Origin of the sequence: Pedobacter sp. UBA5917 (assembly GCF_002432345.1) — a bacterium.
Taxonomy (GTDB): Bacteria; Bacteroidota; Bacteroidia; order Sphingobacteriales; family Sphingobacteriaceae; genus Pedobacter.
The window spans coordinates 1-24998 of record NZ_DJDT01000060.1 but is presented as its reverse complement, the minus strand read 5'-3'; the positions used below and the strand labels follow the sequence as shown (position 1 = coordinate 24998).

General features: G+C 41.4%; 16 protein-coding genes. 14 read left to right on the top strand and 2 right to left on the bottom strand.

What is annotated here, in order from left to right:
• The 8 genes from B2V92_RS03985 to B2V92_RS03950 all read left to right on the top strand — a co-directional run bounded on the left by B2V92_RS03985 (position 1) and on the right by B2V92_RS03950 (position 12499).
• The gene (locus tag B2V92_RS03985; RefSeq protein ID WP_293304955.1) at positions 1 to 312 is read left to right on the top strand and encodes a circadian clock KaiB family protein; all 312 of its coding nucleotides are present in this window, start codon (positions 1 to 3) and stop codon (positions 310 to 312) included.
• A complete protein-coding gene (locus B2V92_RS03980) occupies positions 313 to 2025 on the top strand; it encodes an ATP-binding protein (protein ID WP_293304953.1) in 1713 nt (570 codons plus the stop codon).
• Between the two features lie 97 nt (positions 2026 to 2122).
• The gene (locus tag B2V92_RS03975) at positions 2123 to 2461 is read left to right on the top strand and encodes a hypothetical protein (RefSeq protein ID WP_293304951.1); all 339 of its coding nucleotides are present in this window, start codon (positions 2123 to 2125) and stop codon (positions 2459 to 2461) included.
• Between the two features lie 225 nt (positions 2462 to 2686).
• Positions 2687 to 4954 (top strand): catalase/peroxidase HPI, encoded by a 2268-nt coding sequence (gene katG, locus B2V92_RS03970; RefSeq protein WP_293304949.1) that lies wholly within the window; start codon positions 2687 to 2689, stop codon positions 4952 to 4954.
• 94 nt (positions 4955 to 5048) lie between these two features.
• Positions 5049 to 5972, top strand: coding sequence for a ketopantoate reductase family protein (locus tag B2V92_RS03965; protein WP_293304948.1), 924 nt, complete (start codon positions 5049 to 5051; stop codon positions 5970 to 5972).
• A 308-nt stretch (positions 5973 to 6280) separates the two neighbouring features.
• Positions 6281 to 7009 carry a hypothetical protein gene (locus tag B2V92_RS03960; protein ID WP_293304947.1) on the top strand — a complete coding sequence of 243 codons (729 nt, stop codon included), beginning with the start codon at positions 6281 to 6283 and terminating at the stop codon, positions 7007 to 7009.
• Positions 7010 to 7716: 707 nt separating this feature from the next.
• Positions 7717 to 10917, top strand: a complete 3201-nt coding sequence (locus tag B2V92_RS03955; protein ID WP_293304946.1) for a SusC/RagA family TonB-linked outer membrane protein — start codon at positions 7717 to 7719, stop codon at positions 10915 to 10917.
• A gap of 25 nt (positions 10918 to 10942) precedes the next feature.
• Complete coding sequence (locus B2V92_RS03950; protein ID WP_293304945.1) at positions 10943 to 12499, top strand: RagB/SusD family nutrient uptake outer membrane protein; 1557 nt, start codon at positions 10943 to 10945, stop codon at positions 12497 to 12499.
• A 153-nt stretch (positions 12500 to 12652) separates the two neighbouring features.
• On the opposite strand, the gene B2V92_RS03945 is transcribed toward B2V92_RS03950, so the two are convergent.
• Positions 12653 to 13636, bottom strand: coding sequence for an aldo/keto reductase (locus B2V92_RS03945; RefSeq protein WP_293304943.1), 984 nt, complete (start codon positions 13634 to 13636; stop codon positions 12653 to 12655).
• 644 nt (positions 13637 to 14280) lie between these two features.
• On the opposite strand from B2V92_RS03945, the gene B2V92_RS03940 reads away from it, so the two are divergent.
• The 4 genes from B2V92_RS03940 (at position 14281) to B2V92_RS03925 (ending at position 21644) form a co-directional block, all read left to right on the top strand.
• On the top strand, positions 14281 to 17424 hold the full coding sequence (locus tag B2V92_RS03940; protein WP_293304941.1) for a SusC/RagA family TonB-linked outer membrane protein: 3144 nt from the start codon (positions 14281 to 14283) through the stop codon (positions 17422 to 17424).
• A gap of 12 nt (positions 17425 to 17436) precedes the next feature.
• On the top strand, positions 17437 to 19317 hold the full coding sequence (locus tag B2V92_RS03935; RefSeq protein ID WP_293304940.1) for a RagB/SusD family nutrient uptake outer membrane protein: 1881 nt from the start codon (positions 17437 to 17439) through the stop codon (positions 19315 to 19317).
• A 157-nt stretch (positions 19318 to 19474) separates the two neighbouring features.
• Positions 19475 to 20497: a LacI family DNA-binding transcriptional regulator gene (locus tag B2V92_RS03930; protein WP_293304939.1), complete on the top strand. Its 1023-nt coding sequence runs from the start codon at positions 19475 to 19477 to the stop codon at positions 20495 to 20497.
• A 274-nt stretch (positions 20498 to 20771) separates the two neighbouring features.
• Positions 20772 to 21644 carry a polysaccharide lyase gene (locus B2V92_RS03925; protein WP_293304938.1) on the top strand — a complete coding sequence of 291 codons (873 nt, stop codon included), beginning with the start codon at positions 20772 to 20774 and terminating at the stop codon, positions 21642 to 21644.
• Positions 21645 to 21888: 244 nt separating this feature from the next.
• Here B2V92_RS03925 and B2V92_RS03920 read toward each other — a convergent pair whose 3' ends face one another.
• Positions 21889 to 23055 (bottom strand): chondroitinase-B domain-containing protein, encoded by a 1167-nt coding sequence (locus B2V92_RS03920; protein ID WP_293304937.1) that lies wholly within the window; start codon positions 23053 to 23055, stop codon positions 21889 to 21891.
• Positions 23056 to 23322: 267 nt separating this feature from the next.
• On the opposite strand from B2V92_RS03920, the gene B2V92_RS03915 reads away from it, so the two are divergent.
• Together B2V92_RS03915 and B2V92_RS03910 are read left to right on the top strand one after the other, a co-directional pair.
• Positions 23323 to 23820, top strand: coding sequence for a phosphoheptose isomerase (locus B2V92_RS03915; protein ID WP_293304936.1), 498 nt, complete (start codon positions 23323 to 23325; stop codon positions 23818 to 23820).
• Positions 23821 to 23959: 139 nt separating this feature from the next.
• On the top strand, positions 23960 to 24688 hold the full coding sequence (locus B2V92_RS03910) for an acyl-CoA desaturase (RefSeq protein WP_293304934.1): 729 nt from the start codon (positions 23960 to 23962) through the stop codon (positions 24686 to 24688).
• The last annotated feature ends 310 nt before the right edge of the window (positions 24689 to 24998 follow it).

The following is a 24998-nucleotide window of genomic DNA, read 5'->3' as shown; positions in this document are numbered from 1 at the left end:
ATGGAAAATAACGGTGGTTTAAATCCTGACAATGGTACAACAGGTGAGCATTTTAATTTACGGCTTTTTATAGCCGGTTCTTCGCCTGTTTCTGCACGGGCGATTAAAAATATCCGCGATATCTGTGAAGAATTTCTTAAAAACAGGTATACGCTCGAAATCATCGATGCCCACCAACAGCCATTATTGGTAAAGGACGAAAATGTAACTGCCATCCCGATGTTGATCAAAAAAACGCCTTCGCCCAAAAAGCGTTTAATCGGTGATTTTTCAAATCTCGAGAAGGTATTATTGGGGCTGGGAATAAGATAAATGGAAAAATCCGGTGAATATATAAAACTCGAAGAGGCCTACCGTGAACTTAAGTTCCAGCTGGAGGAAGCGAATGATATCATCAATGCTATCCGCTCCGGAGAGGTTGATGCACTTGTGGTAAATGGGAAAGACGGCCACCAGCTTTTTACATTAAAAAGTGCCGACCAATCTTACCGGATTTTTATTGAACAGATGACGGAGAGCGCCTTAACACTCGATAAGGATAATAATATATCGTATTGCAACTCCCAATTTGCCGGGCTCTGCAAAATCCCATTGGAAAAGGTTATCGGTTCAGGTTTTTTGAACTTCGTAGATTCAGAATACCAGAATTTTGCCAAAGAAATTATTGATGGGGCCTGGGAAGTAGAAACCAAGGCCGAACTTTGCATCCAAAATGCTTTGGGCGAACGTATCGCTGTACAACTTTCACTAAAAGTACTCAATCTTGATGAAGGCCTGGCATTAAGTATAATTGTTACTGACCTGAGCGGGATCAAAAAGACAGAAAAGCTCCTGCAGATCAAAAATGCCGAACTGGAAGAAGCCAGGATGGTGGCAGACGAGTTGAACCAAAACCTCGAAAAAATTGTCCATTCAAGAACACTCGAGCTTGAAGTCAAAAATACGGAACTGATTATTGCATTAAACAATCTTAAAGAAAGTGAGGATAACCTTCATTCGGCCTTTAATGCCGGCGAGCTGGGCAGCTGTAGCCTTGATCTGCAAACCGGTAGGGCAGAAATGTCGGAGAAATTCCGTGAACTTTATGGCTTGCCGGTTTCCGGAGAGATTAACTGGGATATGGTACTTAGTGCTGTAGAACCGGAATATATCCCCGAACTCAATATTGTACTCGAAAAGTGCATTACAAAAGGTAAACCGGTTGATAGTACTTATCCGATCAGGCATCTCATTACCGGAGAAAGAAGATGGATGCGGGTAGTTGGTAAATGTAAAACAGATGAGAACAACAAAGCCATAAGTGTTTATGCTGTATTAATGGATGTAACCGACCAAAAACAGGACGAACAGCGGAAAAATGATTTTATTGCGATGGTAAGTCACGAACTTAAAACGCCGCTAACTTCTATGAAAGGCTACATCCAGGTGCTTCAATTAAAAGCTCGTCAGGAAAACCTCGCATTTTCAAATAAGGCATTAGAAGGAGCTGAACGCCAGATCGGTAAAATGACCAATATGATCAATGGCTTTTTGAATGTATCCCGTTTAGAATCCGGAAAAATTTCGATGGATTTTAAAAACATCGAACTCACCGAGCTGGTAAAAGAAGTAATCGAAGAATATGCTACAACAATAACCAGTCATCACTTTCAGCACCAGTTTACCGATAAGTTGTTTATTAAGGCCGACTGGGATAAATTAGGGCAGGTAATCAATAACCTGATCAGCAACGCTATAAAATATTCGCCTATAAGCAGCCAGATCTTCATCAATTGTTTTCGTGATGGGGATGCGGCCGTATTTAAAATTACCGATCAGGGAATGGGGATTAGTTCTGGCAATCTGCCAAGGTTATTTGAGCGTTTTTATAGGGTAGAAAATGCAAGTACTGCTACTGTTGCCGGTTTTGGAATCGGCCTGTACCTTTCTGCAGAAATCATCAAACGCCACGGTGGAAAAATCTGGGCCGAAAGCGAACTGGGTAAAAGCGCAACATTTTATTTTAGTATACCTCTTGCCGGTTGAGTTTAATAATGAAGAATTAATGGGTAACTATCTAAATCGCATTTAAATATCCAGGCTTGATTACCAGGCGCACTGACATAAAAAATACCCATCACAAATGAATCCATCAACATTCGTAAAGCTTCTCAGAAAAACCGTTATTGAAGAAAATCTCTTATCTTATCAAAAATTGCTGTCAACAACAAAAGAAGCATCTGATCCGGTCTGGAAAAGTATTTTACCTATTTATCATAACTTAAATGAAGAACAGAAGGTAGCCTTTTTAAATTTTTTACGCATTGTTGAGATTAATACCCTGTCCCATGTCCTGGGTATATTGGATGGCAGTTCATCAAAATATGAAATAAGTGAAGACCTGGTTTTGATATCCGATCAAAGCAGCGAAAAAATCAATGGCGATCTGCAAGACATTTTTTTAGCATTAGAAGGCTATTGATCATCCAATTTCTGACTGTGTATTATCGTTTTGTTAACCTAATTATAAATATAATAGTAAAAGCCGCGAAACTTTCTGCAAAGCGCTGATCCATAACCCTCATAGATTCTGACTATTCCTATATAGAATTAAATGATTGTGATTAGTTAAGCCGATTCCCTAAATTTATATTATTCCTGATCAACAACAGGATAATTAGCTTGTTATTAACAAAACATCATTAATATGGAAAAAGAATCGAACGACATCAGTAAATGCCCGTTCCACAACGGAAGTATGAAGAGCAATGTAGGTGGCAGTGGTACCAGAAACAACGATTGGTGGCCTAACCAGTTAAAATTAAACATTTTACGTCAGCATTCTAGCTTGTCCAACCCGATGGATGGTGAGTTTAATTATGCTGAAGCATTTAAAAGTCTCGATCTGAATGCACTAAAAGCCGACCTTCATGCGCTGATGACCGATTCGCAGGATTGGTGGCCGGCAGATTTTGGCCACTATGGTGGCTTATTTATCCGTATGGCCTGGCACAGCGCCGGTACTTACCGTGTAGGCGATGGCCGTGGTGGTGCAGGGGCGGGCTTACAGCGTTTTGCGCCTTTAAACAGCTGGCCCGATAACGTGAGTTTGGATAAAGCACGCCGTTTACTTTGGCCAATTAAACAAAAATACGGTCGTAAAATTTCCTGGGCCGATTTATTGATCCTGACCGGAAATATTGCTTTAGAATCGATGGGTTTTAAAACATTCGGTTTCGCCGGTGGAAGGGAAGATGTTTGGGAGGCTGATGAATCGGTATACTGGGGTTCGGAAACTACCTGGTTGGGCGGCGATCTGCGTTATGCACATGGATCAGACGGAGCACATAAAGCTCATGGCGTAGTGGTAACCGATGATGATGCAGATGGAGATGTACATACCCGTAACCTCGAAAAACCGCTTGCTGCCGTACAAATGGGATTGATTTATGTAAATCCTGAAGGACCGGACGGTAACCCTGATCCAATTTTGGCTGCAAAAGATATCCGCGATACTTTTGGCCGTATGGCCATGGATGATGAGGAAACCGTTGCATTAATTGCAGGTGGGCATACCTTTGGTAAAACCCATGGTGCAGCTTCGGCAGACCACGTTGGTAAAGAGCCTGAGGCTGCAGGCATTGAAAGCCAGGGTTTGGGGTGGAGCAGCAGTTATGCTTCTGGAAGTGGTGCTGATGCCATTACCAGTGGTTTGGAGGTAACCTGGACAACCACGCCAACAAAATGGAGCAATAATTTCTTCGAAAACCTTTTTGCATTCGAATGGGAATTAACCAAAAGCCCGGCTGGTGCACACCAATGGGTAGCTAAAAATGCCGATGCCATTATTCCGGATGCATTTGATGGTTCGAAAAAACATTTGCCAACCATGCTTACCACCGATCTTTCTTTAAGGTTCGATCCGGCCTACGAAAAAATATCACGTCGTTTCTTAGAAAACCCTGATCAGTTTGCAGATGCTTTTGCGCGCGCCTGGTTTAAACTTACCCACCGCGATATGGGCCCTGTTGCACGTTACCTTGGTCCGGATGTGCCGCAGGAAGAATTGCTTTGGCAAGATCCGATCCCGGCTGTTAACCACGCGTTGATCAATGAAATTGATGTAACCATATTAAAAGAAAAAGTACTTTCGAGTGGTTTAAGCATTGCCGAACTGGTTTCTACCGCATGGGCTTCTGCAGCTACTTTCCGCGGATCGGATAAACGTGGTGGTGCAAATGGTGCACGTATCCGTTTGGCCCCGCAAAAAGATTGGGAGGTGAATAATCCTGCCCAACTGCAAAAAGTGTTAAATGTGCTCGAAAAAATCCAGCAGGAATTTAACGGTGCACAGGCCGATGGCAAAAAAGTATCGCTGGCTGATTTAATTGTACTGGCCGGCGCTGCTGCGGTAGAAAAAGCTACCGGACATTCGGTTAATGTACCATTTACTCCAGGTAGGGCAGATGCTTCGCAAGCGCAAACCGATGTAGAATCGTTCGGTTATTTAGAGCCGCTTGCCGATGGATTCCGTAATTACCGTAAATCAAAATCGAGGGTTTCTACAGAAGAATTTTTAATAGACAAAGCACAGTTGCTTAATTTAACCGCTCCTGAGTTAACTGTTTTGGTAGGTGGTTTACGTGCGCTTGATACCAATTTCGACGGTTCGAAAAATGGTATCTTAACCGATAAACCGGGGCAATTAACCAACGATTTCTTTGTAAACCTGCTGGATATGGAAACCGCCTGGAAAGCTGTTGCCGAAGATAAAGAACTCTATATCGGAAGCAGCCGGGCAACCGGTCAGCCAAAGTGGACCGCAACCCGTGCCGACCTTGTATTTGGTTCTAATTCAGAACTAAGGGCAATTGCCGAAGTATATGCCAGTGCAGATGCACAGCAAAAGTTTGTAAAAGATTTTGTGGCTGCCTGGAATAAAATCATGAATGCAGATCGTTTTGATCTGAAATAATAAATAAAATATAGATTGCTAGAGGCTCCCGTTTAAAATCGGGAGTCTTTTTTTATGGCTTCAATTATCGATATTTGAATTAAATCATCTACTAATGGGCACAGAAAAACATATTTATATTATAGGTTATGGCGTAATTGCGAAAGGATTGGCCGTTGCGCTTTCGTTAAATGGAAAAAACGTAACCATTATCCGTGGAAGTGTGGATGGTGGAGACGATGAGCAGGAAAATATAAATGTGAGCTCAGGAGAGCTGAACGTTAATGCCACGATAACCATTAGTACTTTTGCCAATCATACAACGCTTGATGGATTGATCCTGCTGGCCAATAAATCTTTCGGGAACGAAAAACTGGCCGAACGTTTGGTAAGATATGGGAAAGATCTACCCGTTGTTTTCCTTCAGAACGGACTTGGCATAGAAGATGCCTTTATCGGCCAGGGTTTTACCCAACTGCACAGGTGTGTGCTCATGACGACCAGTCAGGCACTGGAGAACAAAAAGGATGTACGTTTAAAAGTGGTTGGGCCATCGCCAGTAGGAGTTGTAAAAGGCTCAAATGAAGAACTTAACCAAATTATCGGACAGATTAATACTGGTCTTTTTCCTTTTAGGACTGAAGAAAACATCCAGCCTTTTGTATGGAAAAAGGTAATTACCAATTGCGTATTCAATTCCATCTGTCCGTTGCTCGAAATAGATAATGGCGTTTTTCACCGGAATGAAACAGCGCTCGCTTTGGGTAAAAAAGTAATAACCGAATGTATTGCTGTTGCCAATGCAAATGGTATTGCGCTAACTGTTGATGAACTGGTTCAAAATGTATTCAACATCAGCAAGGCATCCGATGGGCAAACCATATCAACCTATCAGGATATACTCAACAAGCGCGAAACGGAAATTGAAACCTTAAATTTTGCAGTGGCTAAGCTGGGTGGCCTTTGCGGGCAGAATTTGCCCATAACTTTAATGCTCGGCGAAATAACGAAGCTTAAATCCGAGCTTTTTAGGGAATAAGGCTAATTATTTAGTTAATCAAATCACAACATACTTAATTAGTTAAATTTATTATCTTTGCAGCGTTCCTAATAATCAATCTTTTTAATGTTTAGGAAATATGACAGCATACTCATCCATATCATCCCCTTCGCACATTGCTTAAAAGCAATATAACGGTGTATTTTCTTTAGTTTTTTCAGGTTGCCCTAATTGGCGGTTGTTTTACTATTGCGTTATTTATTTTCTGCGGCTAAAAAGGGGTATGTCCTTATTCAGGGACGAATCTGAGATCCAAATTAAGTTAAAAGAAATTAAATGGAAGTCCGATGGACATACATGAACTGCCGTACAGGATCAAATCTGCACGGAGAAAAAAACGTCTGGTAAAAACAGACCGGGATAAACAATTAATCAGCCTCGATAAAAGAAGAAATTTACTTGATGAGCTGCAGGCGGCATTACCAATGGTACCGCTCGAAAACCCTTATCAAAGAGGATGGAAAAGATTTTTTGTTTTGAGGGCAGATATTGTCCATAGCCCAAGGGCCGAATTTTATAATACACTGCTCCAGAAAATAAACACTTTTGAGTATCATCATGATAAATCTTTTAAACGGAAAAAACGTCGTAGGGGAAGGTATGGTTATGAAATTAAAAGGCAATCGCTGCGCGAACTTACGCCCTATTTATGGCAAAGCAGTAAATTAAACCTTTCAGAGCAGGAAAAAGCATGTTTTGGCCAAGTGGAAACCTATGATATTAAAACACGCCGGCCTGAAATTAAGTATGTATTTACTGAACCCTGGCGTTACGTCCTAAAAATTGCACCGCATATGGTTACCCATAAGCAATTATTTGATGCCGATATCAGGCAGGAAATTGGTTACATAGATGACCACATAACCCGCAATAATCTGAACAACCGGATACATGTGTTAACAAATGGAAGAAAGCGCAACGCCTATAAATATTATAATTCATTTGCAAAATACGGCCTGATTAAAAAATTGCCAAAGTACAACACAAAAGAAGCATATTATGAATTGGATATTTAATTAGAATTTTCAGTATCCAGAACTTAGGTTTTAGCGAGAGGCTAAGACCAGTTGCGCTCCCCGTGTCGTCATTTCGAGCGGAGTGCAACGTAGCCGAGAAATCTATCTCGAGATAGATCTCTCCATTCCACTGCGTTTCAGTCAAGATGACAACACCTTTTATTAAACTTTATTTTGGGTCAGGATTTTTAAAATCTTGACCCTCATCATAAAATTTATAAGATTTTTTGAACCAAAATTAAAATAAGTCTTAAAATGCTGATGACATAACCATGACGCATGATCTTTATCGTTTTTTAAATTAAAGATCCGTTCAAAATTTTTAGCGCCTGTAAAAGTAATCATACTGTAATTCCTTATGTACGTTAAAGTATGCCGTTTGTAACAAAATTATATTCTTGATTTTGTGCTAAAATGGTTATTATTGAGTAGATAAATCGTTTTATCTATAACCAAATATAATGAAGAGCCTAGGTACATTTACTCCCTTTTGTGCGGTGTATAACTGTGTAGTTTACATCGGTGTATGTTTATCCTTTTCTGAAGATGTAATCCCCGGTTACATTAGTGTCTATTACCCAAAGCCTTCTGATTAATTTATTGATGATTCCAGTCAATTATTCTCTTTCGAATAGTTGATAAAACGTTTTACCCGTAATAGGGTGAATTATAAACTATTAACTAATCATTAACTAAAGCTAAACTAAATGAAAATCAATCTACTCAAGATTTCAGGGCTTTCTGTGCTTTTTCTGCTCAATAGTCCTGCATTTTCAATGAATCCGGTTGCAGCAAAATCAAGTGGATTTTCTGTGCCTGAAATGCCTTTTAGGCAAATTCAGAGCCGAAAAGTAGTCACTGGGACCGTATTGGATGAAAAAAATATGCCTATTCCGGGGGTGGGCATTAAAAACATCACCTCGGGTAAAACGGCGGTAACAGATGAGTCGGGTAAATTCAGCATCGAAGCCAATCCAAGGGATGTACTCCGCTTTTCTTATGTGGGTTACGAAAACAAAGATGTTACCGTAGGAGAACAGAGTAATCTCAGCATTAAACTGGCGGTTGCCGAGGCCAGTAAACTCGATGATGTGGTAGTAATCGGTTATGGTACTGTGAAAAAGAGCGACCTTACCGGTTCGGTAGGTGTGGTAAAAGCCAGCGAGCTGCAGGAACGTCCGGCACCATCGTTAAACCAGGCTTTGGCAGGCCGTATTACCGGGGTACAGGTAAATACCAACTCGGGTAGGCCAGGCGGACAAACGAACATCAAAATCAGGGGTTTCAGTTCCATCAACACCAGTAATAACCCGCTTTATGTGGTAGATGGGGTAGCTTTACCGGTAACTACCCAAACGCAGAACAGTAACGCCATCGATTTTATCAACCCAAGCGATATTGCATCGGTAGAGGTATTAAAAGATGCATCGTCTACTGCAATCTATGGTGCAAGGGGTGCCAACGGTGTAATTTTAATCACCACCAAAAAGGGAACAGCCAATTCGCAGCGCATTACCTACGATGCCGATTTTGGTATCAATACTTTGGGGCCGCACCATGTAAAAATGCTCGATGCCTATGAATATGTAAAAGTTCAGGATCTGGCTTACGAAAACATCAAGGTTTACGATCCGGTAGGCTGGGCAGCAGGTAACTATGCTTCTACCCCGGTTCCAAAGGCAGCAAGGATTGCTTTGCCACAATTTTTTGATGGTAACGGAAATCCGCTGTACAATACCGATTGGTTAAAAGAATCGACCCAGAACAAACTTTCGCAAAACCACCAGTTGGGTTTTACCGGTGGGAACGAAAACAATACCTATGGTGTTTTTGTGGGCTACCGCGATGATGAAGGTCTTTTATTGAATTCTTATTTAAAACGTTATTCGGGCAGGTTTAATTTCGAAAGTAAAATTAAACCCTGGTTAAAAGTTGGAGGTAATTTAAGCTACAACAACCAGGACGAAAATATTGTAGATCAGGGAACGGGCGGATTAAACTCGGTGCGTATGATTACCGAGGCATTCCCTTTTCTTCCGATAAAACTGGCCGATGGCAAATGGGGAGATAATAAACTGATCCCATGGGCAGAAGGCGGTTCTAATCCGGTGCACATTTTAACCGATCAGCGTTATAACATGATTACCCAAACCTCGTTGGGAAGTGTTTACTCTACCATCAGCTTTTCTAAAGATCTCGAATTCCGTACCCAGTTGGGCGCCAATGTGGTAAGCCGTAACATTAACGAGTACAATGCGAAACAATTATATGGCATTTCAGACGGGCAGAACGGAACAGCAAACGTAACCAACGACAGGGAAACTTTCTGGTCGTTAGAGAATTACTTAACCTATAATAAACGTTTTGCCGAATCGCATGCGATTAATGCTTTATTGGGTATTTCGTGGCAGGCTACCAATTTCTTCAGCAATACCAGTCATGCAGAGAATTTTGTAACCGATTTTTACGGCAATAACAACATGGGCTCGGGAAGTAAATCCATCACTGTAGGCTCAAGCCGCAACCGATCGGCCTTTAATTCTTATTTCGGAAGATTAAACTATGCCTTTAAAGATAAATACCTGGTAACTTTTACCGGTAGGGTAGATGGATCTTCGAAATTTGGGGAGAACCATAAATTTGCCTTTTTCCCTTCTGCAGCCCTGGCGTGGAAAGCTTCTGACGAAGATTTTCTTAAAGGAAACAAAACCGTTTCTAATTTAAAGCTAAGGGCAAGTTACGGTTTAAGCGGTAACTCTGAGCTTCCTGCATATCAATCACTTGCTACTTTGGTTAACAATTCGGCCATTATCAACGATACAAGGGTAACCGGTATCGGTATCGGCAGGTTGGCCAACCCCGATCTGGTTTGGGAGAAAACCGCACAGGTTGATGCCGGTTTAGAACTGGGTTTATTTAACAACCGCATTAATTTAGAAGCCGATCTGTACTACAGAAAAACAACCGATATGTTGCTTGATGCACCGGTACCACGTACTTCGGGTTTCTCTGTTATCAGGAAAAACGTTGGTTCGATGCAGAACAAAGGCCTGGATTTAGGTATCAATACGGTGAATATCCAAACAGACGATTTTACCTGGAAAACAGCTTTCAATATTTCACTTAACCGCAACAAGGTACTTTCTTTGGCTACCCCGGATGATATTTTTGGTGTTGGTAACCCGAATTTCACTAACCAAACCGGTATTATCAGGGTTGGCGAGCCGGTAGGTTCGTTCTGGGGATTGGTGCGTTTAGGTACATGGAGCGAGGCCGAAAGGGCCGAAGCCGCTAAATACGTGAGCTACCGTGGCGGTAAACCCCTGCTTCCGGGTGATATTAAATACCTGGATGTTAATGGAGACCATGCCATTACCGATGCCGACCGTCAGATTATCGGTAACGGATCGCCAAAAGGATGGGGATCGTTCTCCAACTCGTTACGTTATAAAAACTTCGATTTTATTGTTGAGCTTCAATACTCTTATGGTAACGATGTGCTGAATATGACACACCACTCTGGTGAAGACAGACAGGTGCAGGCGAACAGTTTTGCAAGTGTATTAAATGCCTGGACTCCTCAGAACCAGAACACACCGATTGCTGCCATCAGGGATCAGGCTGCTGGTTATGTGACCAACGTAGATACCCATTGGCTCGAAGATGGTTCTTTCATCCGTGGTAAAAACCTTTTGCTTGGTTATACTTTCAATAAAACGTTGGTAGAAAAATTACGTTTAAATAGGTTGCGTGTTTATGCATCTGTTCAGAATTTCTTCCTGGCCACTAAATATACCGGTAACGATCCGGAGGTAACCACTTATGGAAACGTATTTGCACAGGGACAAACATTTTTCGATTATCCAAAACCAACAACTTTTATGGTTGGCTTAAACATCGGATTATAATATTAACTAAAGAAAGGATATTAAAATGAAAATAAATATAAAAAATATCGCTGCCCTGTTATTGCTTGGTGGTGCTATCATCGGTAATTTGGGATGTAAGAAGTTTTTGGATGAAACCGATCCGACCAATCTTTCTCCCAACAGTTTTTATACCCTGCCCGAACATGCAGAAGCAGGTATTGCCGCAGTTTATTCCGAAATCAGGTTTATTGGCGGTGGTGCCGGTATTTTCTCTAACAACTGGCAGATGCTTGATGCGCCTACGGGTATCCAAACCACAGAAACAGCGCAGAACTCGGATCTGAACAACCTATATTCACTGATTTACGACGGATCGAACCTGCACGTTAATCAAAACTGGAATGGCTTTTACAAAGTAATTGCCCAAACCAATCTGGTATTGGATAAAGTACCGGGTATTAACCCAATGGATGCTGCACAGAAAAAAAGGATTTTGGGCGAAGCATCCTTCATCAGGGCATGGGCCTATTTTTACCTGGTGCGTTTGTGGGGCGATGTGCCATTGATCACCAAACCGATTACCAGCCCTAACGATCCTAATTTTTCGCCATCTAGAACTCCACAGGAGCAGGTTTACAAACAGATTGTTGACGACCTTGTTTCGGCAGAAGCTGCAGGTTTACCCTATATGGATGCAAGCGGACGCGTTTCTACCGCGGCCATTAAATCAGAACTGGCAAAAGTTTATTTAACTATGGCCGGCCAACCATTAAATAAAGGTGCTGCCTACTACAGGTTAGCTGCCGATAAGGCAAAAGAAGTAGTTGATTATGCTGCTGCAAATACCGGTAGTTTAGGTTTATACACTACATATGCTGCTATACGTGATGCCAAAAACGATAACAAGTTAGAGCATCTTTTCGGGATCCAGTATAATGATGCTGCCGGAGCCGGTAATCCACTACAATCGTCGTACCTGCCATTGCACCAGCCATTGGTTTCTAAAATCGACGGAATCGGAACTTCGATCCCAACCCAAAGTTTTTATGCTTCTTACGAGGCAGGCGATTTAAGGGCTAAAAACAGAGATGGTTATTTCTTTACCGATTATTATACCGATGGTTTTAAATTACCTTTGATCAACCGTGGCAAACCTTATATTTTTAAACATTTCGATGTAATTGCAAACGGAACACTGGGCGTAGAAGGGACCAGCAGAAGTGATCTGAATATTCCGCAGATCCGTTTTGCCGAAACCCTGTTAATTTATGCGGAAGCACAGAACAGGGCCGATGGTGCGCCAAATGCTGCTGCCTATACTGCTGTAAACGCCATCAGAAAAAGAGCGCAATTGGCCGATCTTGCCGGTTTAAGCCAAACCCAGTTCGAAGAAGCGGTATGGAGAGAGCGCTGGCACGAACTATGTTACGAGGGTATCACCTGGTTTGATATGGTCCGCTTGCGTAAAGTGTATAACGAGGGTACTAATGGTTTCGATAATTTTGTTGGCCACATTAACAAAAGCGTAAATCAACCTTTACAGACCAAACACCTCCTGTTCCCGATTCCTACACCGGAAATTAAGAACAACCCTAATTTAACCCAAAATACGGGATATTAATAAGATGTTTTAAGGTTGGTGGCGCACCAACTAGAAAACAAAAAGTGGGTACCTGAAATTTCAGGCACCCACTTTTTGTTCAGTCGTCACCCTGAATTTATTTCAGGGTCTATTTTGCAAGAAAGATGCTGAAAAATTCAGCATTACCGCTTTTTACAATTTTCCCAACTCCCCATTAATAAAGGCAAGTTCATCATTGCTGATCTCGAAATCCATAGCTGCTGCATTCGATATGGCCTGTTCTGCATTTCTGGCACCAGCAAGCACAACGGTGATGCCTTCCTGCAAAGTTGTCCAGCGTAATACCAATTGTGCTACACTTGCATTTTTTGCTTCGGCAATCGGTGCAATATTCCCTAAAAAGGTTTTTACCGCTTTAAGATCAAACTGGCTGAAATAACCATTGCGGTGATCATCTGCCTTCAGTTTTTCATTGCTGAAATACTTGCCTGATAAAAGCCCTCTTTCCATCGGACTATAAGCAATAATACCAATATTGTTTTTCAAAGTGTATGGGATAAGATCCTTTTGAATACCTCTGTTCAGCATACTGAACGATACCTGGTTTGATGCCGGTTGATGTACCCTGGCCGCATTTTCCAGTAATGCTACATCCGCGTTAGATAGACCTGCAGCTAGTATTTTCCCATCTTTAATTAACTGAGCTACTGCTTCCATGCTTTCTTCAACAGGTGTGGTTGGATCAGGCCAGTGCTGTTGTAAAAGATCGATATAATCGGTTCCTAAACGTTTTAGGCTATCTTCTACTTCCTTAATAATCGATGCTTTGCTCGAGTAGCGGTAAATGGGCACTGCTTTACCATTGTTTTCTGCATCAAAAAAATGTTCTCCCTTGCCGTTATTGCTTCCGTCCCAAACCAGGCCGAATTTTGTTAATAACTGTATTTTCGATCGGTCGTATCCCTTAATGGCTTCGCCAATAATTTCCTCGCTTAACCCAAAGCCATAAAAAGGTGCGGTATCAATAGTGGTAATCCCGTTATCTATTGATGCTTTAACCGCTTCGATAGAATCTTTTCTTTCATTTCCGCCCCACATGTTGCCACCAATGGCGAAAGCGCCATACGAAATGGCTGATAATTTAAGTGTTGTATTTCCTAATTTTCTATATTCCATGATCTATGTGTTTTTGTAAGCGCAAAATTTCATAAATCCATGTTATTATCAAAATAAGTTAAATTAGGTCTTGCTATTATAAAAGTGATAGATATTGTCCTTTTTAAATATTGCACCACCGATATATAATATTTTTTACGACCGGGTGCAGTAAGGGCAAAGAGGATTGGGGCTAGTGTTTTCCTCTGTTTCTCTGTGCCTTTTATCTGTTGCCTCTGTGGTAAAATAAGACATGCAGTTTATCTGTAAGCCGGTAGCCAGCTGCCAGAATTAAACAGCCACTGGGATGAAATCAACCATTAAAATACGCCAATCCCGAAATTAATTACATCGTTGTAAATCGACGCTGACGCAGATTTTGGCCTTATTTGCATTATAGCTTTTTATATCTCGCCCAAGTCGTTTTTATATTAGATTAATAAGTCTAACCGAATAACTATGTTTAAGAGTCAACTGATGTGCCTATATGCTGGTACGGTGCCAATTTTTTCTGGCTGATATCATCCTGTTTTCCGAAAGCCTTTTAACTGATCATTTCTAGCTATATCCCATTTTAATATTGTGGTTTTATTGTATGAACTGATTTTGTCCTTGGCAGCTATGGTAAGGACAAAGAATAAACTAACATTAACTAAACTATAACTATGAGTAAAATTTACAATCAATGGGGTATATTGTTATGCCTCAAGCGTACCGGTACGGGCAAAGCGAAAATTTTGATCGTTTCGCTCCTCTCACTATTAGGCAGTTTCAGCGCTTTTGCCCAAACCACCATTGTGGGTACTGTTAAAGATAACAAAGGTGTAACCCTGCCAGGGGTTAACGTAAGGGTGAAAAATACGCAGGTAGGAACCCTTACTGATGCCGCTGGGAAATATATCCTTAAAACAGAAAGTGCAAACGCAACACTGGTGTTTACTTTTATCGGTTTTACTACCCAGGAGATTCCTTTAAACGGGCGTACCAGCCTTAACATTACTTTAGAAGATGCCTCGCAGGGCTTGAATGATGTAGTGGTAATCGGTTATGGTACGGCGCAGAAAAAAGACGTAACCGGTGCGGTATCGAGTATTAAAGCTACGCAGCTCGAAAACGAAAACCCAAATAGTGTTACCGACATTTTGCGGGGTAACATCCCAGGCTTAAGTGTGGGGTTTAACAACAGTGCCAAAGGCGGAGGTGATCTGCTTGTACGTGGAAAAACAACGCTTACAGGTACCACCACACCCTTGATCGTTTTGGATGGGGTGATTTATATCGGCCAACTATCTGATATCAATCCGAATGATATTGAGTCGGTTGATGTATTGAAAGATGCCAGCTCGCTTGCCGTTTATGGTGCCAAAGCAGCCACAGGGGTGGTAGCCATCACTACAAAAAAAGGTAAAAACGGTGCCCCAACCATCAACGTAAATGTAAACTTTGGCATGGCTACCCTGGCAAAAGATCAACCGGTTTACGATGGCCCCGGGTTTTTAAACTGGCGTGCCGATGTGCAGCGAAGCGGTGGTGTTAACCCGCCATACATTTACAACGATCCGAATAATCTGCCCGAAGGCGTAACCTTGGCGCAATGGTTAAACGGGCAAACCACCACAAACCCCACCGATCTTTGGTTAAGCCGCCTTGGATTATTAGCCAATGAGAAAGCCAACTACCTTGCCGGTAAAACAACCGATTGGTACAACATGCTTTTTGTTACCGGGCAACGCCAGGATCATACCTTAAGTCTGAGCGGGAAAAAAGAAGAAGTTTCTTACTACATGTCGTTAGGTTACCTAAAAAATGAGAGCATTATTGCCGGGGGCGGTTTCAGTACCTTCCGTACCAGGCTAAATCTTGAAGGAAAGGCAGCTAAATTTTTAACCCTTGGCATGAACCTGCAATTTGCCGACCGCGATGAAGGTGCAATTGAAGCAGCATGGAATCAACTGCCTGATTTATCTCCTTATGGCGATTTTTATAATGCAGATGGTTCTTTAAGGAGAATCCCGACTGATGATAACGGTTTAAATGCCCGTAATCCTTTTCTTGATCAAACCTATAATTCACGGCTTCAAAAACAAAGTACCCTGTTTGGTAGTATTTATGCCAAAGTGCAATTGCCTTTTGGTATTACCTACCAGGCCAATTTTAGTCCGGGTTTGGATCAGTACCGTACCTTTAACCATCTTTCTTCCAAAAACCCAAATGTGGCTACTCCGGGCGGTTCGGCAACGAGGGCAACCGAAACGAGGTACAACTGGCAGCTGGATAACCTCCTGAAATGGAATAAAACTTTTGCTACCGACCATAATGTAGATGTAACCCTGTTGGTAAACGGTGAAAAGTATTCTACCTGGTACACTATTGCAGGTAACGAAGGTTTTGCGCCAACAGATGTATTGGGTTACCATAACATACAGAGCGGTAACAAACCAACGGTAAGCAGCGATGATAAAGTATACACCGGCGATGCTTTATTGGCTAGGGTAAATTATTCGTATAAAGGCAGGTATGCTTTAACGGGGTCTATCCGTAGAGATGGTTATTCTGCATTCGGTGCTTCGAAAAAACGGGCCAACTTTCCGGCTGCTGCAGTAGCCTGGACAGTAAGCGAAGAAAGCTTTTTGAAACCGGTTAAATGGATCGACTTTTTAAAACTACGTTTATCTTATGGTATCAATGGAAACAGGGAAATCAGGGATAACAATAACGTTATTGATCCTTATGTGGCTTTGCAAACCTTAGATGGCGGTAAATATCAATCGGTTAACAGCAGCGGTACCCCTGTTGAAGTGAATACAGTAGTAAACAGTTCAAGATTGGCAAATCCAAACCTGGAATGGGAAAAAACGAAATCTTTAAACTTGGGTCTGGATTTCGGTTTTTTGAACAACCGCATCAGCGGATCACTTGAACTGTATGATAAGAAAACATCCGATCTTTTAATCAGCCAAACACTGCCATCTGCCGGAGGTTATGTAAATGTTAATGCCAATCTGGGCCGTGTTAACAACAAAGGGATCGAGCTTGGTATTACCACTAAAAACTTTACCGGAGGTAACATTACCTGGAGCAGTACCGCAAACTTTTCGCTTAACCGCAATAAAATTGTGGCTTTGGCAACACCGAGTGATGACCCTGGAAACGGCTGGTTTATCGGTAAAGACATCGACGTTATCTGGGAATATAAAATCCTGGGCGTTTGGCAGGAAAACGAAGTGGCCGAAGCCAATAAATTTAACAAAGGGATTAAACCCGGCGATTTTAAATTACTGGATGTAGATGGTAACTATGTTTATAACGATCTGGATAAACAGTTTATCGGCTACCGTAGCCCAAGGTTCAACTGGTCGTTCCGTAACGATTTCAATATCTATAAAAACTTCGATTTTTCATTCCAGTTAATATCAAGCTGGGGGCAGCTCAGAACCGATAACCAGACCAAAAACCAGCCGGGCAGCGTAGGTTTTTTCCGTTCAAGTTCTTATGTGGTACCTTATTGGACACCGGGTAACCCGATTAACGATTATGCACGCCTAAACTCTGGCCTAAGCGGGGTAAGTTTCAATTCGTACCGTAAAAGCTCCTTCATCAGGTTAAATACCATTGCCCTTGCTTACAGTTTACCAAAAGATTTACTCGGCAAATTGAGAATACAGAATGCAAAAATATATGCCAATGTAAGTAATGCAGGTGTTTATGCACCAAACTGGAACCAGTGGGATCCCCAAACGGCAGATAATAACGGAAACCCTGTGCCAACGCCAAGAGTTTACACTTTCGGATTGAATGTTACCCTTTAAAAAATGACGAAGATGAATATCACATATAAAAAAATAATTCCGTTTGTAGCCCTGGCTGTACTGCTATCAGCAAATGGATGTAAAAAATCAGACCTCGATTCTGAATTATTATCGAAGCTTGAACCACAAACAGCCTTAACAAGCGTTGCTGCCATGAAGGCTGCTATTGCAGGTATTGGAGCCAATGTGCGTAAAGAATTTACCGGCGATATGGCCCCAATTGTAACCGAATCTATTTTTTCGGAAGTGGCTGTTGATGGAACAACCGATAAAAGCACCCAGGCACAGGATATGGATACCCGTGTAACACCCGATGCCAATTTGGATAACCCTGATTTTAACAGGATAGGCTTTTACTGGACAGAGGGATTTAGGGGTGTAAGGATGGCAAATACCGTTATTACCTATATCGATAACGTAACCTTTAAAGATGAGGCAGAAAGAAATGCCATTTTGGGTGCTGCCTATTTTTACCGCGCCTATTATTATTACCGACTGGTGCACCAGTTTGGTGATGTGCCCTTGAATCTGAAAGATATTACAGCGCCCAAACTCGATTATTATTCGACCAAACGTGAAGTGATATTGAAAAAGATGCAGGAAGATCTTTTGTTTGCCGAAAAATGGTTAAAAGATAATGTAGATAAAGGGGATGTTACCAAAGGTGCCTGCAGCCATTTACTTACTAAAGTAAATCTGGCGCTTGGCGATTTTGATGCTGCTATTACCTCCGCCAATAATGTAATCAACAGCGGAACCTACAGTTTAATGAGAAACCGTTTTGGCAGTACTGCCGCCGATGCCACTAAAAATGTAGTATGGGATTTGCACCGCATGGATAATAAAGCCATTCCGGCTAACCGCGAAGCCCTGTTTTTAACCATTGATAGGGAAACTTTGCAGGGCGCTACCGATCTCGGATCGCAGGTAATGCGTAACTGTGTGCCTGCATGGCACTTTGCCAATTTAAAAACACCATCGGGTGCTACCCAGGCCATTGTTGATGGCGTAAATGTAGAAATACCTTTAACCTTAATGTATGGTAGGGGAATTGGACGCTACCGTGGCACGGCCTATAGCACCAAAAACATCTGGACAGATAATACCGATTACCGCCATGCGCCCGGTATGTGGATGAACATGACCGATCTGGTATATAACAACCCGGCACTTAAAACTTCTACCAATGCAACCGAAAAGGCCTTGTATGGTAAACCTTTGGTTGATATGACGCCTGCCAATGTAAACAACATGTTTTTAAATAAAGGATTGGATACCATCCGCCATTTCTTCGGTTGGCCGCACTACAAAACATTTATCAACTCTACCAATGCATTGGCTGTTGATAAATACTGGACACCACCACGAGGAACCAATACCGATTGGTACGTTTTCCGTTTGGCCGAAACTTATCTGCTAAGGGCCGAAGCCTATTATTGGAAAGGTAATCTGGCCCTGGCCATGGCCGATTTAAATCAGGTGCGTTCGAGGGCAAACGCTGCATTATTAACCGATGCCTCTGCAGTTACCATCGGAACCATATTGGATGAGCGTGCAAGGGAACTTTATTACGAAGAACCGCGTAAAACCGAACTTACCCGTATTGCTTACATTTTCGCCCAAACCGGAAAACCGGCTTACAACGGGAAAACCTATAACATGGCATCTTTTTCGGATAATAACTTCTTTTACGACAGGATTATTGAGAAAAACGACTTTTACCGCAATAAAGTGCCAACCGTAATGGGCGTGAACTTTAAAATTTCGCCATACCATGTACTTTGGCCAGTGCCGGCTGCGGCACAGCGTTTTAATACGCAGGGGCATATTAACCAGAATAAAGGATATACCGGTTACGAAACCAATGTGCCGGCTTTGGATAAAATTCCATAGCCGATAAACCAATTGTTAGTTGATTTTTCGTTAATGAGCCAGAGCGGCGGTTTGCTGTTCTGGCCATTTTCAATTGATAAACACCCCTGTAAAATGAATAACTAAACTAAATGATGGGCGTACCCATCAAAAATTGTAACGCCAAATATCCCTCCCTATGGAAAATAAACCTGTTACATTAAAACTGATCGCAAAAGAACTTAAACTATCCATATCTACTGTTTCCAAATCGTTAAAAGATTATCCCCGGATAAAAGAGAGTACCAAGCTCCGCGTAAAAGAACTCGCTGCACAGTTAAACTTTACACCTGATATTTCTGCACTGCGGTTAAGGGACCGTAAATCGAGGATTATCGGTATCATTTTACCCAATTTATCCGATCATTTTTTTACCCGTAGCATTTATGGTATGGAGCAGTTGGCTACAGCAAATGGTTATAATATTATCATCAGTCAATCGCACGATAATTTTGAAATGGAAGTTAATGCTGCGGCCACATTGCTGGGTTCGCGGGTAGATGGACTGATCGTAGCCATTTCTAAACAGACCTCCGACTTTGCCCACCTGGATCAATTCGAGAAAATCGGCATCCCCGTGGTTTATTATACCCGTAACCCCAGCTTTAACCTCAACTGCCATAAAGTTTTAGGAAATACCCATCAGGGCTGCTACATGGCTACCGAATACCTCATTAACAGGGGGCACAAAAAGGTGGCCTATCTTGGCGGACCCAAAATGGTTAATTTTAGCCACGATCGCTTTTCAGGTTATATCAATGCACTAAAAGATAATCATATTCCCTTTAATGCAGAACATGTAGCCTATACCGATTTTGATGAGGCAAATACCCTTAAAGCCATTAAAAATCTGTTCAGCGATCCCCAGAACGGACCAACAGCATTGGTTGCCTTTAAAGAAAAACTGCTTTTTGATACCATTAAATTCCTCAGATCTATCGAGCATCCCGGTCATAAAAAGCTCGAATGTATCGGTTTTGGTAACGACCCGATTATTGCTTACCTCAGTTCGCCTCCCATTGCCTCAATAGAGGAAAATCCCGAAGCGTTGGGCGAGCAGGCCGTAGATCTGTTGGTTAAGCTTATTAATGGCGATATTGAAACCAATGATTATAAAAAGGTAATTGTAAACTGCAACTTAAAAATTCATGAAACTGCTTAATTAGTTGTTAATTAGCATTGTTGGTGCTGTTTTAGTTCTCAAAAACATTCATTATTTCAATCGTTGTAACTAAGGAATAACGGTGTTTTTTATGTTTTTAATATTTGTTAAGTCTGTTTGAATTTACGTTTTATGTAAGTTAGTATATCAGATAACTACTAACTAAAAAGATAAAAAAACTTCTTGTCAAAACCAGTAATGGACTATCAAGGATAGGGCATTGCGATTCGCAAAAAAGAACACTAACCAAATTAAAATCTAAACTAAAATTACAATGAGCCAAAAAATGAATTCGATGCATTTTATTGCATCACTATTGCTTGTACTTTCCCTAAGTATTTATGGTTGTCAGAAAAAGAATATTGAAGAACCGGTTGCAGAAAACAATACCGAAGAACTAGCCAATACAAAAGCCACTACCGAAGCCATTCCAAGTAACATTAATACCAGTTTTACCCATGCCGATGGCTCCTACACATATGCTGAGGCCAGTGCCGATTTAGGTGGTGCAAACTTAACAGGCTGGAATGATACCAGGGCTTATATTTCGAGCAACTGGGCAAGAGCCACCCTCGCACCAAATTCGGTATCGAATGGTTTAATTGCCGGAGCCGATATCTCCGACGGTTCTGCTTACGAGGCAACATTCAAAGTACGTTTCCATAGCGATTTCGATTGGAGCAGGGGCGGAAAAGTTGGTTTCGGCTTCCTGATCGGAGATGGAAACACAGGTTGCGATATTGCCAGCGATGGTAATGGCGGTAGCTTACGCTTAATGTGGTACAATACCGGAAGCCGCGTATTTTTTCAGCCTTATGTATACCACAGGGATATGGCCGGCCCATGCGGCGATACCTTCGGAAAATCGTACCCTTCATCGGGTAGTTTGGTTAAAGGTAACACCTATACCGTCCACCTTTATGTAAAAAGCAACACCGGATCCAACAAAAATGGTCAGGTACAGGTGATCATCAATGGTACAACCGTATTGGATCAGGCAATCCGCTGGACAACCAACGATGCAAAACGTTTGATCAACAGGTTATCGTTTCACAACTTTAGGGGCGGTAAAGATGTTTCGGTATGGGGCTCAAGCCAAACCAGCTACATCTATTTTGATGACCTTGTGGTAAACAAGATCAATTAATTATAAAAAGATCTGCTTAAAAATGAATAACCGTCATTTCGACTGGAACCCAGTGGAACGGAGAAATCTATCTCGAGATAGATTTCTCCACTACGGTCGAAATGACGTTATTTTTATTTTGCCGTCACCCTGAATTCATTTCAGGGTCTTTATTGCATGAAAGATGCTGATCCGAATATTCGGGAGGGAAATCTATGAATTAAACTGTAGATTTCTCCGGTACTATAAAACTGTTAACGCATACTTACTTCCTCACCACCTCTTCCTTAACATTCTTAAAACCGTTATCTCCAATCGTATTGTTAAAAGGAGCAATATTTTGCATTACAGGCGAAGGGTATCTTTTGGTATCAAATTTTCCCGTCCAATCCACATCTTTACTATCACCGATCAATATACCCGTTGTTGCATTCGAAATCTGGTTGTTTTTAATTACACAATCGCTCGCAGCAATATAAAAACCAATTTCTTCCTTTCCTTTGGCCATGCCATACATTAACCTGATGGCGGTTTTAATACCGTCTATTTTATTGTTGGTGATCTGATGTCCGGTACCATTAACGCGGATACCGCCTGTGCCACCTTTAAAAGTATTATCTGAAATTACACAATCGTGTCCGCCACGCATTACCAGTTCGCCATCATTTGCCTCAAAATAATTGTTAAGGTATTTATTGCCGCTACTTTTATTGCTGATTACTTCATTTTCGGCATCGCAATGGATAAACCTGTTTTTGCGTACGGTTGTTTCGGGCTTCTGATTACCCAATAATACCGGATCCTGACCAACTTGTACACATTCGCCGCCATTCCCATTTGGCCAGCTCACTTTGTTTTTATCCCTGAAAATGTTGTTTTCAATCAGCGTAAATTTTGGATAGCTATCTTTGCTGATCCTGACCTGAACATCCTGATTATCTATATTGGATATAAAACTACTGCCCTCAACTACATTGTTACTGCCATTACCAGATATGATTACCAATGGTGTAAACTGGGCTTTTACCTGGTTTTTGATAAAATTACAGTTCGATATGTGGCAATTATTGCTCGTGCTAAACTCAATCAGCACACCGGTTTTAGTTAAAACACAATTTTTAAAATCAATGCCTTTAATAAATACATACGCTCCCGAAACATTGAATACCGGTTTTTCTACATTGCCAGAAAAGATAACCATTCCGGCTTTTTCTGCACGGATGATGATCGGTTTTACCACGGTACCTTTAGCATCGATACTTAAAGACCAACCCATATAATTTCCATTTTTGATTTCCACTTCATCGCCGGGAGCCAATGAAGATTGAATGCTTTTAAATTCCTGTTCAGAGCCGATATGAAAGATTTTGGCAGAGATTTTCTGTAAAAAAATTAAAGAGAATAAAATGCAGATGCTTAGTTTCTGGATCATTTTTGGTTAGGATATTTTATTTATTCAAACATACTAAAGGCATTACTGATATCGTATTAATAAACCCTTTTTATCAGCAATTTTACAGGCTTTAAAAGGTGTATGGGCCGTTTTTGTGAATAAGGTGATAACTGATCCAAAAAAATAAAATGGCCGAAAGGTCTTTTTTAATTTATAAGGCTTATTTTTGCGGCAATTATAGAACCATATAGGCAATTATTAAAGTCTATAAACCTCGAAAATCATTAGAAACAAAAATATTTATCAATGACAAACGACAAAAAAGAAATATTCGAAAGCGTTGCACAGCGTTTAAAAATTGAAGGTTTTAACGTAGTAAACCGTGATGAAACCCGTCCGTGGGGTGGTTTCTTTGTAATAGACGAAGCGCAGGCACAACAATTTGCCGATACTTATTTTGATGGATTAAATGTTGAAGACCTTAAAATTGGTGGTAAATTAAGTCCTAAAATTTTAATCGTTGCTCCAAACACACGTCTATCGTGGCAATACCATCACCGCAGAGCCGAAATCTGGCAAGTGGTAACGGGTACTGTTGGCATTAAAACCAGCGAAACCGATGAAGAAGGTGAAGTAAAACAATACGGACCTAAAGATCAGATCAAACTTCAACAGGGCGAACGTCACCGTTTAATCGGTTTGGAAGATTGGGGCGTTGTTGCAGAAATCTGGCAACATACCGATGCTTCGAACCCATCAGATGAAAGCGATATCGTACGTGTTCAGGACGATTTCGGTAGATAATAAAATACACAATATATGGAATCCTGTTCCACAACGGAACGGGATTCTTTTTATCTAAACGCTTAAAAACAAAGCGCTTTTCTCCGCGCTAAAAAACTAAACGCCCTCAAAATCCGTTTATAAAGCATACACATCATACATGGTAATCCTCATTTTTTTTCTTTGTCATTGGTTTTTATCCCTGTTTAGCCAAACCTTTTTCCTTCACCGTTACTCATCGCACAAGATGTTTAAAATGGAGCTTTTTTGGGAGCGGTTTTTCTATCTGGTACTGTTGATCTCGCAGGGATCATCATTTTTAAATCCAAGGGCTTATGCTATCCTGCACAGGATGCACCATGCTTATAGCGACACAGAAAAAGATCCGCACTCGCCACATTTTTTTAAAGATGTTTTTGGGATGATGATCGCCACAAAAAACATGTATCTCAATTATCTGAAGCACAAAATCGAGCCCGAACCTGCTTTCCGCGGTAATTACCCTGAATGGCCTTTGGTTGATCGGATCGGTGATTCGTGGATCTGGAGAATTGCATGCGGTTTATTTTACATCGGGTTTTATATAGCTTTTGCTAACCACTGGTGGATGTATATTTTATTGCCAATCCACTTTTTAATGGGCCCTTTGCATGGTGCAATTGTAAACTGGTGCGGACATAAATACGGTTACTCAAACCATGATAACGACGACCATAGCAAAAACTCATTGCCCTGGGATTTCTTATTAATGGGTGAGCTTTTTCAGAACAATCACCACAAAAAACCGAACAGCCCCAACTTTGCAACCAAATGGTGGGAATTTGATCCAACCTACCCGGTAATGAAGGTATTGCACTGGATGCGGATTATCAAAATCAGGAAAGTTTAGGTAAAGGCTGAAAGACTTAAGTAAAGGTTGAAAGACTAAAGCTTAAAGACCAAAGGCTTCTTTTGCCACGCCATGGTTTGTGTCTCCACAAACCATCTACTTAATACCTTGCTAATTCAGTACTGCATAAGTTTTTTTGCCACGGATGCACGGAAAACATGGATACATTCCGCGTTCCGTCATTTCGACCGTAGCGGAGAAATCTATTTGTTTTGCACTGTTTTCACTAATCTAAACCTGACAGCAGCAAAATCCTTTTTGGCTTGCAGCAAACTAAAATACACTGTGATGCTGAGGTACGAAGCATCTG

What these genes read in the sequence shown, in the direction of transcription:
- B2V92_RS03925 (WP_293304938.1), top strand. Translation starts at nt 20,772, where the DNA reads ATGAGCCAAAAAATGAATTCGATGCATTTTATTGCATCACTATTGCTT.
- B2V92_RS03985 (WP_293304955.1), top strand. Translation starts at nt 1, where the DNA reads ATGGAAAATAACGGTGGTTTAAATCCTGACAATGGTACAACAGGTGAG.
- B2V92_RS03975 (WP_293304951.1), top strand. Translation starts at nt 2,123, where the DNA reads ATGAATCCATCAACATTCGTAAAGCTTCTCAGAAAAACCGTTATTGAA.
- B2V92_RS03965 (WP_293304948.1), top strand. Translation starts at nt 5,049, where the DNA reads ATGGGCACAGAAAAACATATTTATATTATAGGTTATGGCGTAATTGCG.
- B2V92_RS03950 (WP_293304945.1), top strand. Translation starts at nt 10,943, where the DNA reads ATGAAAATAAATATAAAAAATATCGCTGCCCTGTTATTGCTTGGTGGT.
- B2V92_RS03960 (WP_293304947.1), top strand. Translation starts at nt 6,281, where the DNA reads ATGGACATACATGAACTGCCGTACAGGATCAAATCTGCACGGAGAAAA.
- B2V92_RS03980 (WP_293304953.1), top strand. Translation starts at nt 313, where the DNA reads ATGGAAAAATCCGGTGAATATATAAAACTCGAAGAGGCCTACCGTGAA.
- B2V92_RS03935 (WP_293304940.1), top strand. Translation starts at nt 17,437, where the DNA reads ATGAATATCACATATAAAAAAATAATTCCGTTTGTAGCCCTGGCTGTA.
- B2V92_RS03915 (WP_293304936.1), top strand. Translation starts at nt 23,323, where the DNA reads ATGACAAACGACAAAAAAGAAATATTCGAAAGCGTTGCACAGCGTTTA.
- B2V92_RS03910 (WP_293304934.1), top strand. Translation starts at nt 23,960, where the DNA reads ATGGTAATCCTCATTTTTTTTCTTTGTCATTGGTTTTTATCCCTGTTT.
- B2V92_RS03945 (WP_293304943.1), bottom strand. Translation starts at nt 13,636, where the DNA reads ATGGAATATAGAAAATTAGGAAATACAACACTTAAATTATCAGCCATT.
- B2V92_RS03955 (WP_293304946.1), top strand. Translation starts at nt 7,717, where the DNA reads ATGAAAATCAATCTACTCAAGATTTCAGGGCTTTCTGTGCTTTTTCTG.
- katG (WP_293304949.1), top strand. Translation starts at nt 2,687, where the DNA reads ATGGAAAAAGAATCGAACGACATCAGTAAATGCCCGTTCCACAACGGA.
- B2V92_RS03940 (WP_293304941.1), top strand. Translation starts at nt 14,281, where the DNA reads ATGAGTAAAATTTACAATCAATGGGGTATATTGTTATGCCTCAAGCGT.
- B2V92_RS03920 (WP_293304937.1), bottom strand. Translation starts at nt 23,055, where the DNA reads ATGATCCAGAAACTAAGCATCTGCATTTTATTCTCTTTAATTTTTTTA.
- B2V92_RS03930 (WP_293304939.1), top strand. Translation starts at nt 19,475, where the DNA reads ATGGAAAATAAACCTGTTACATTAAAACTGATCGCAAAAGAACTTAAA.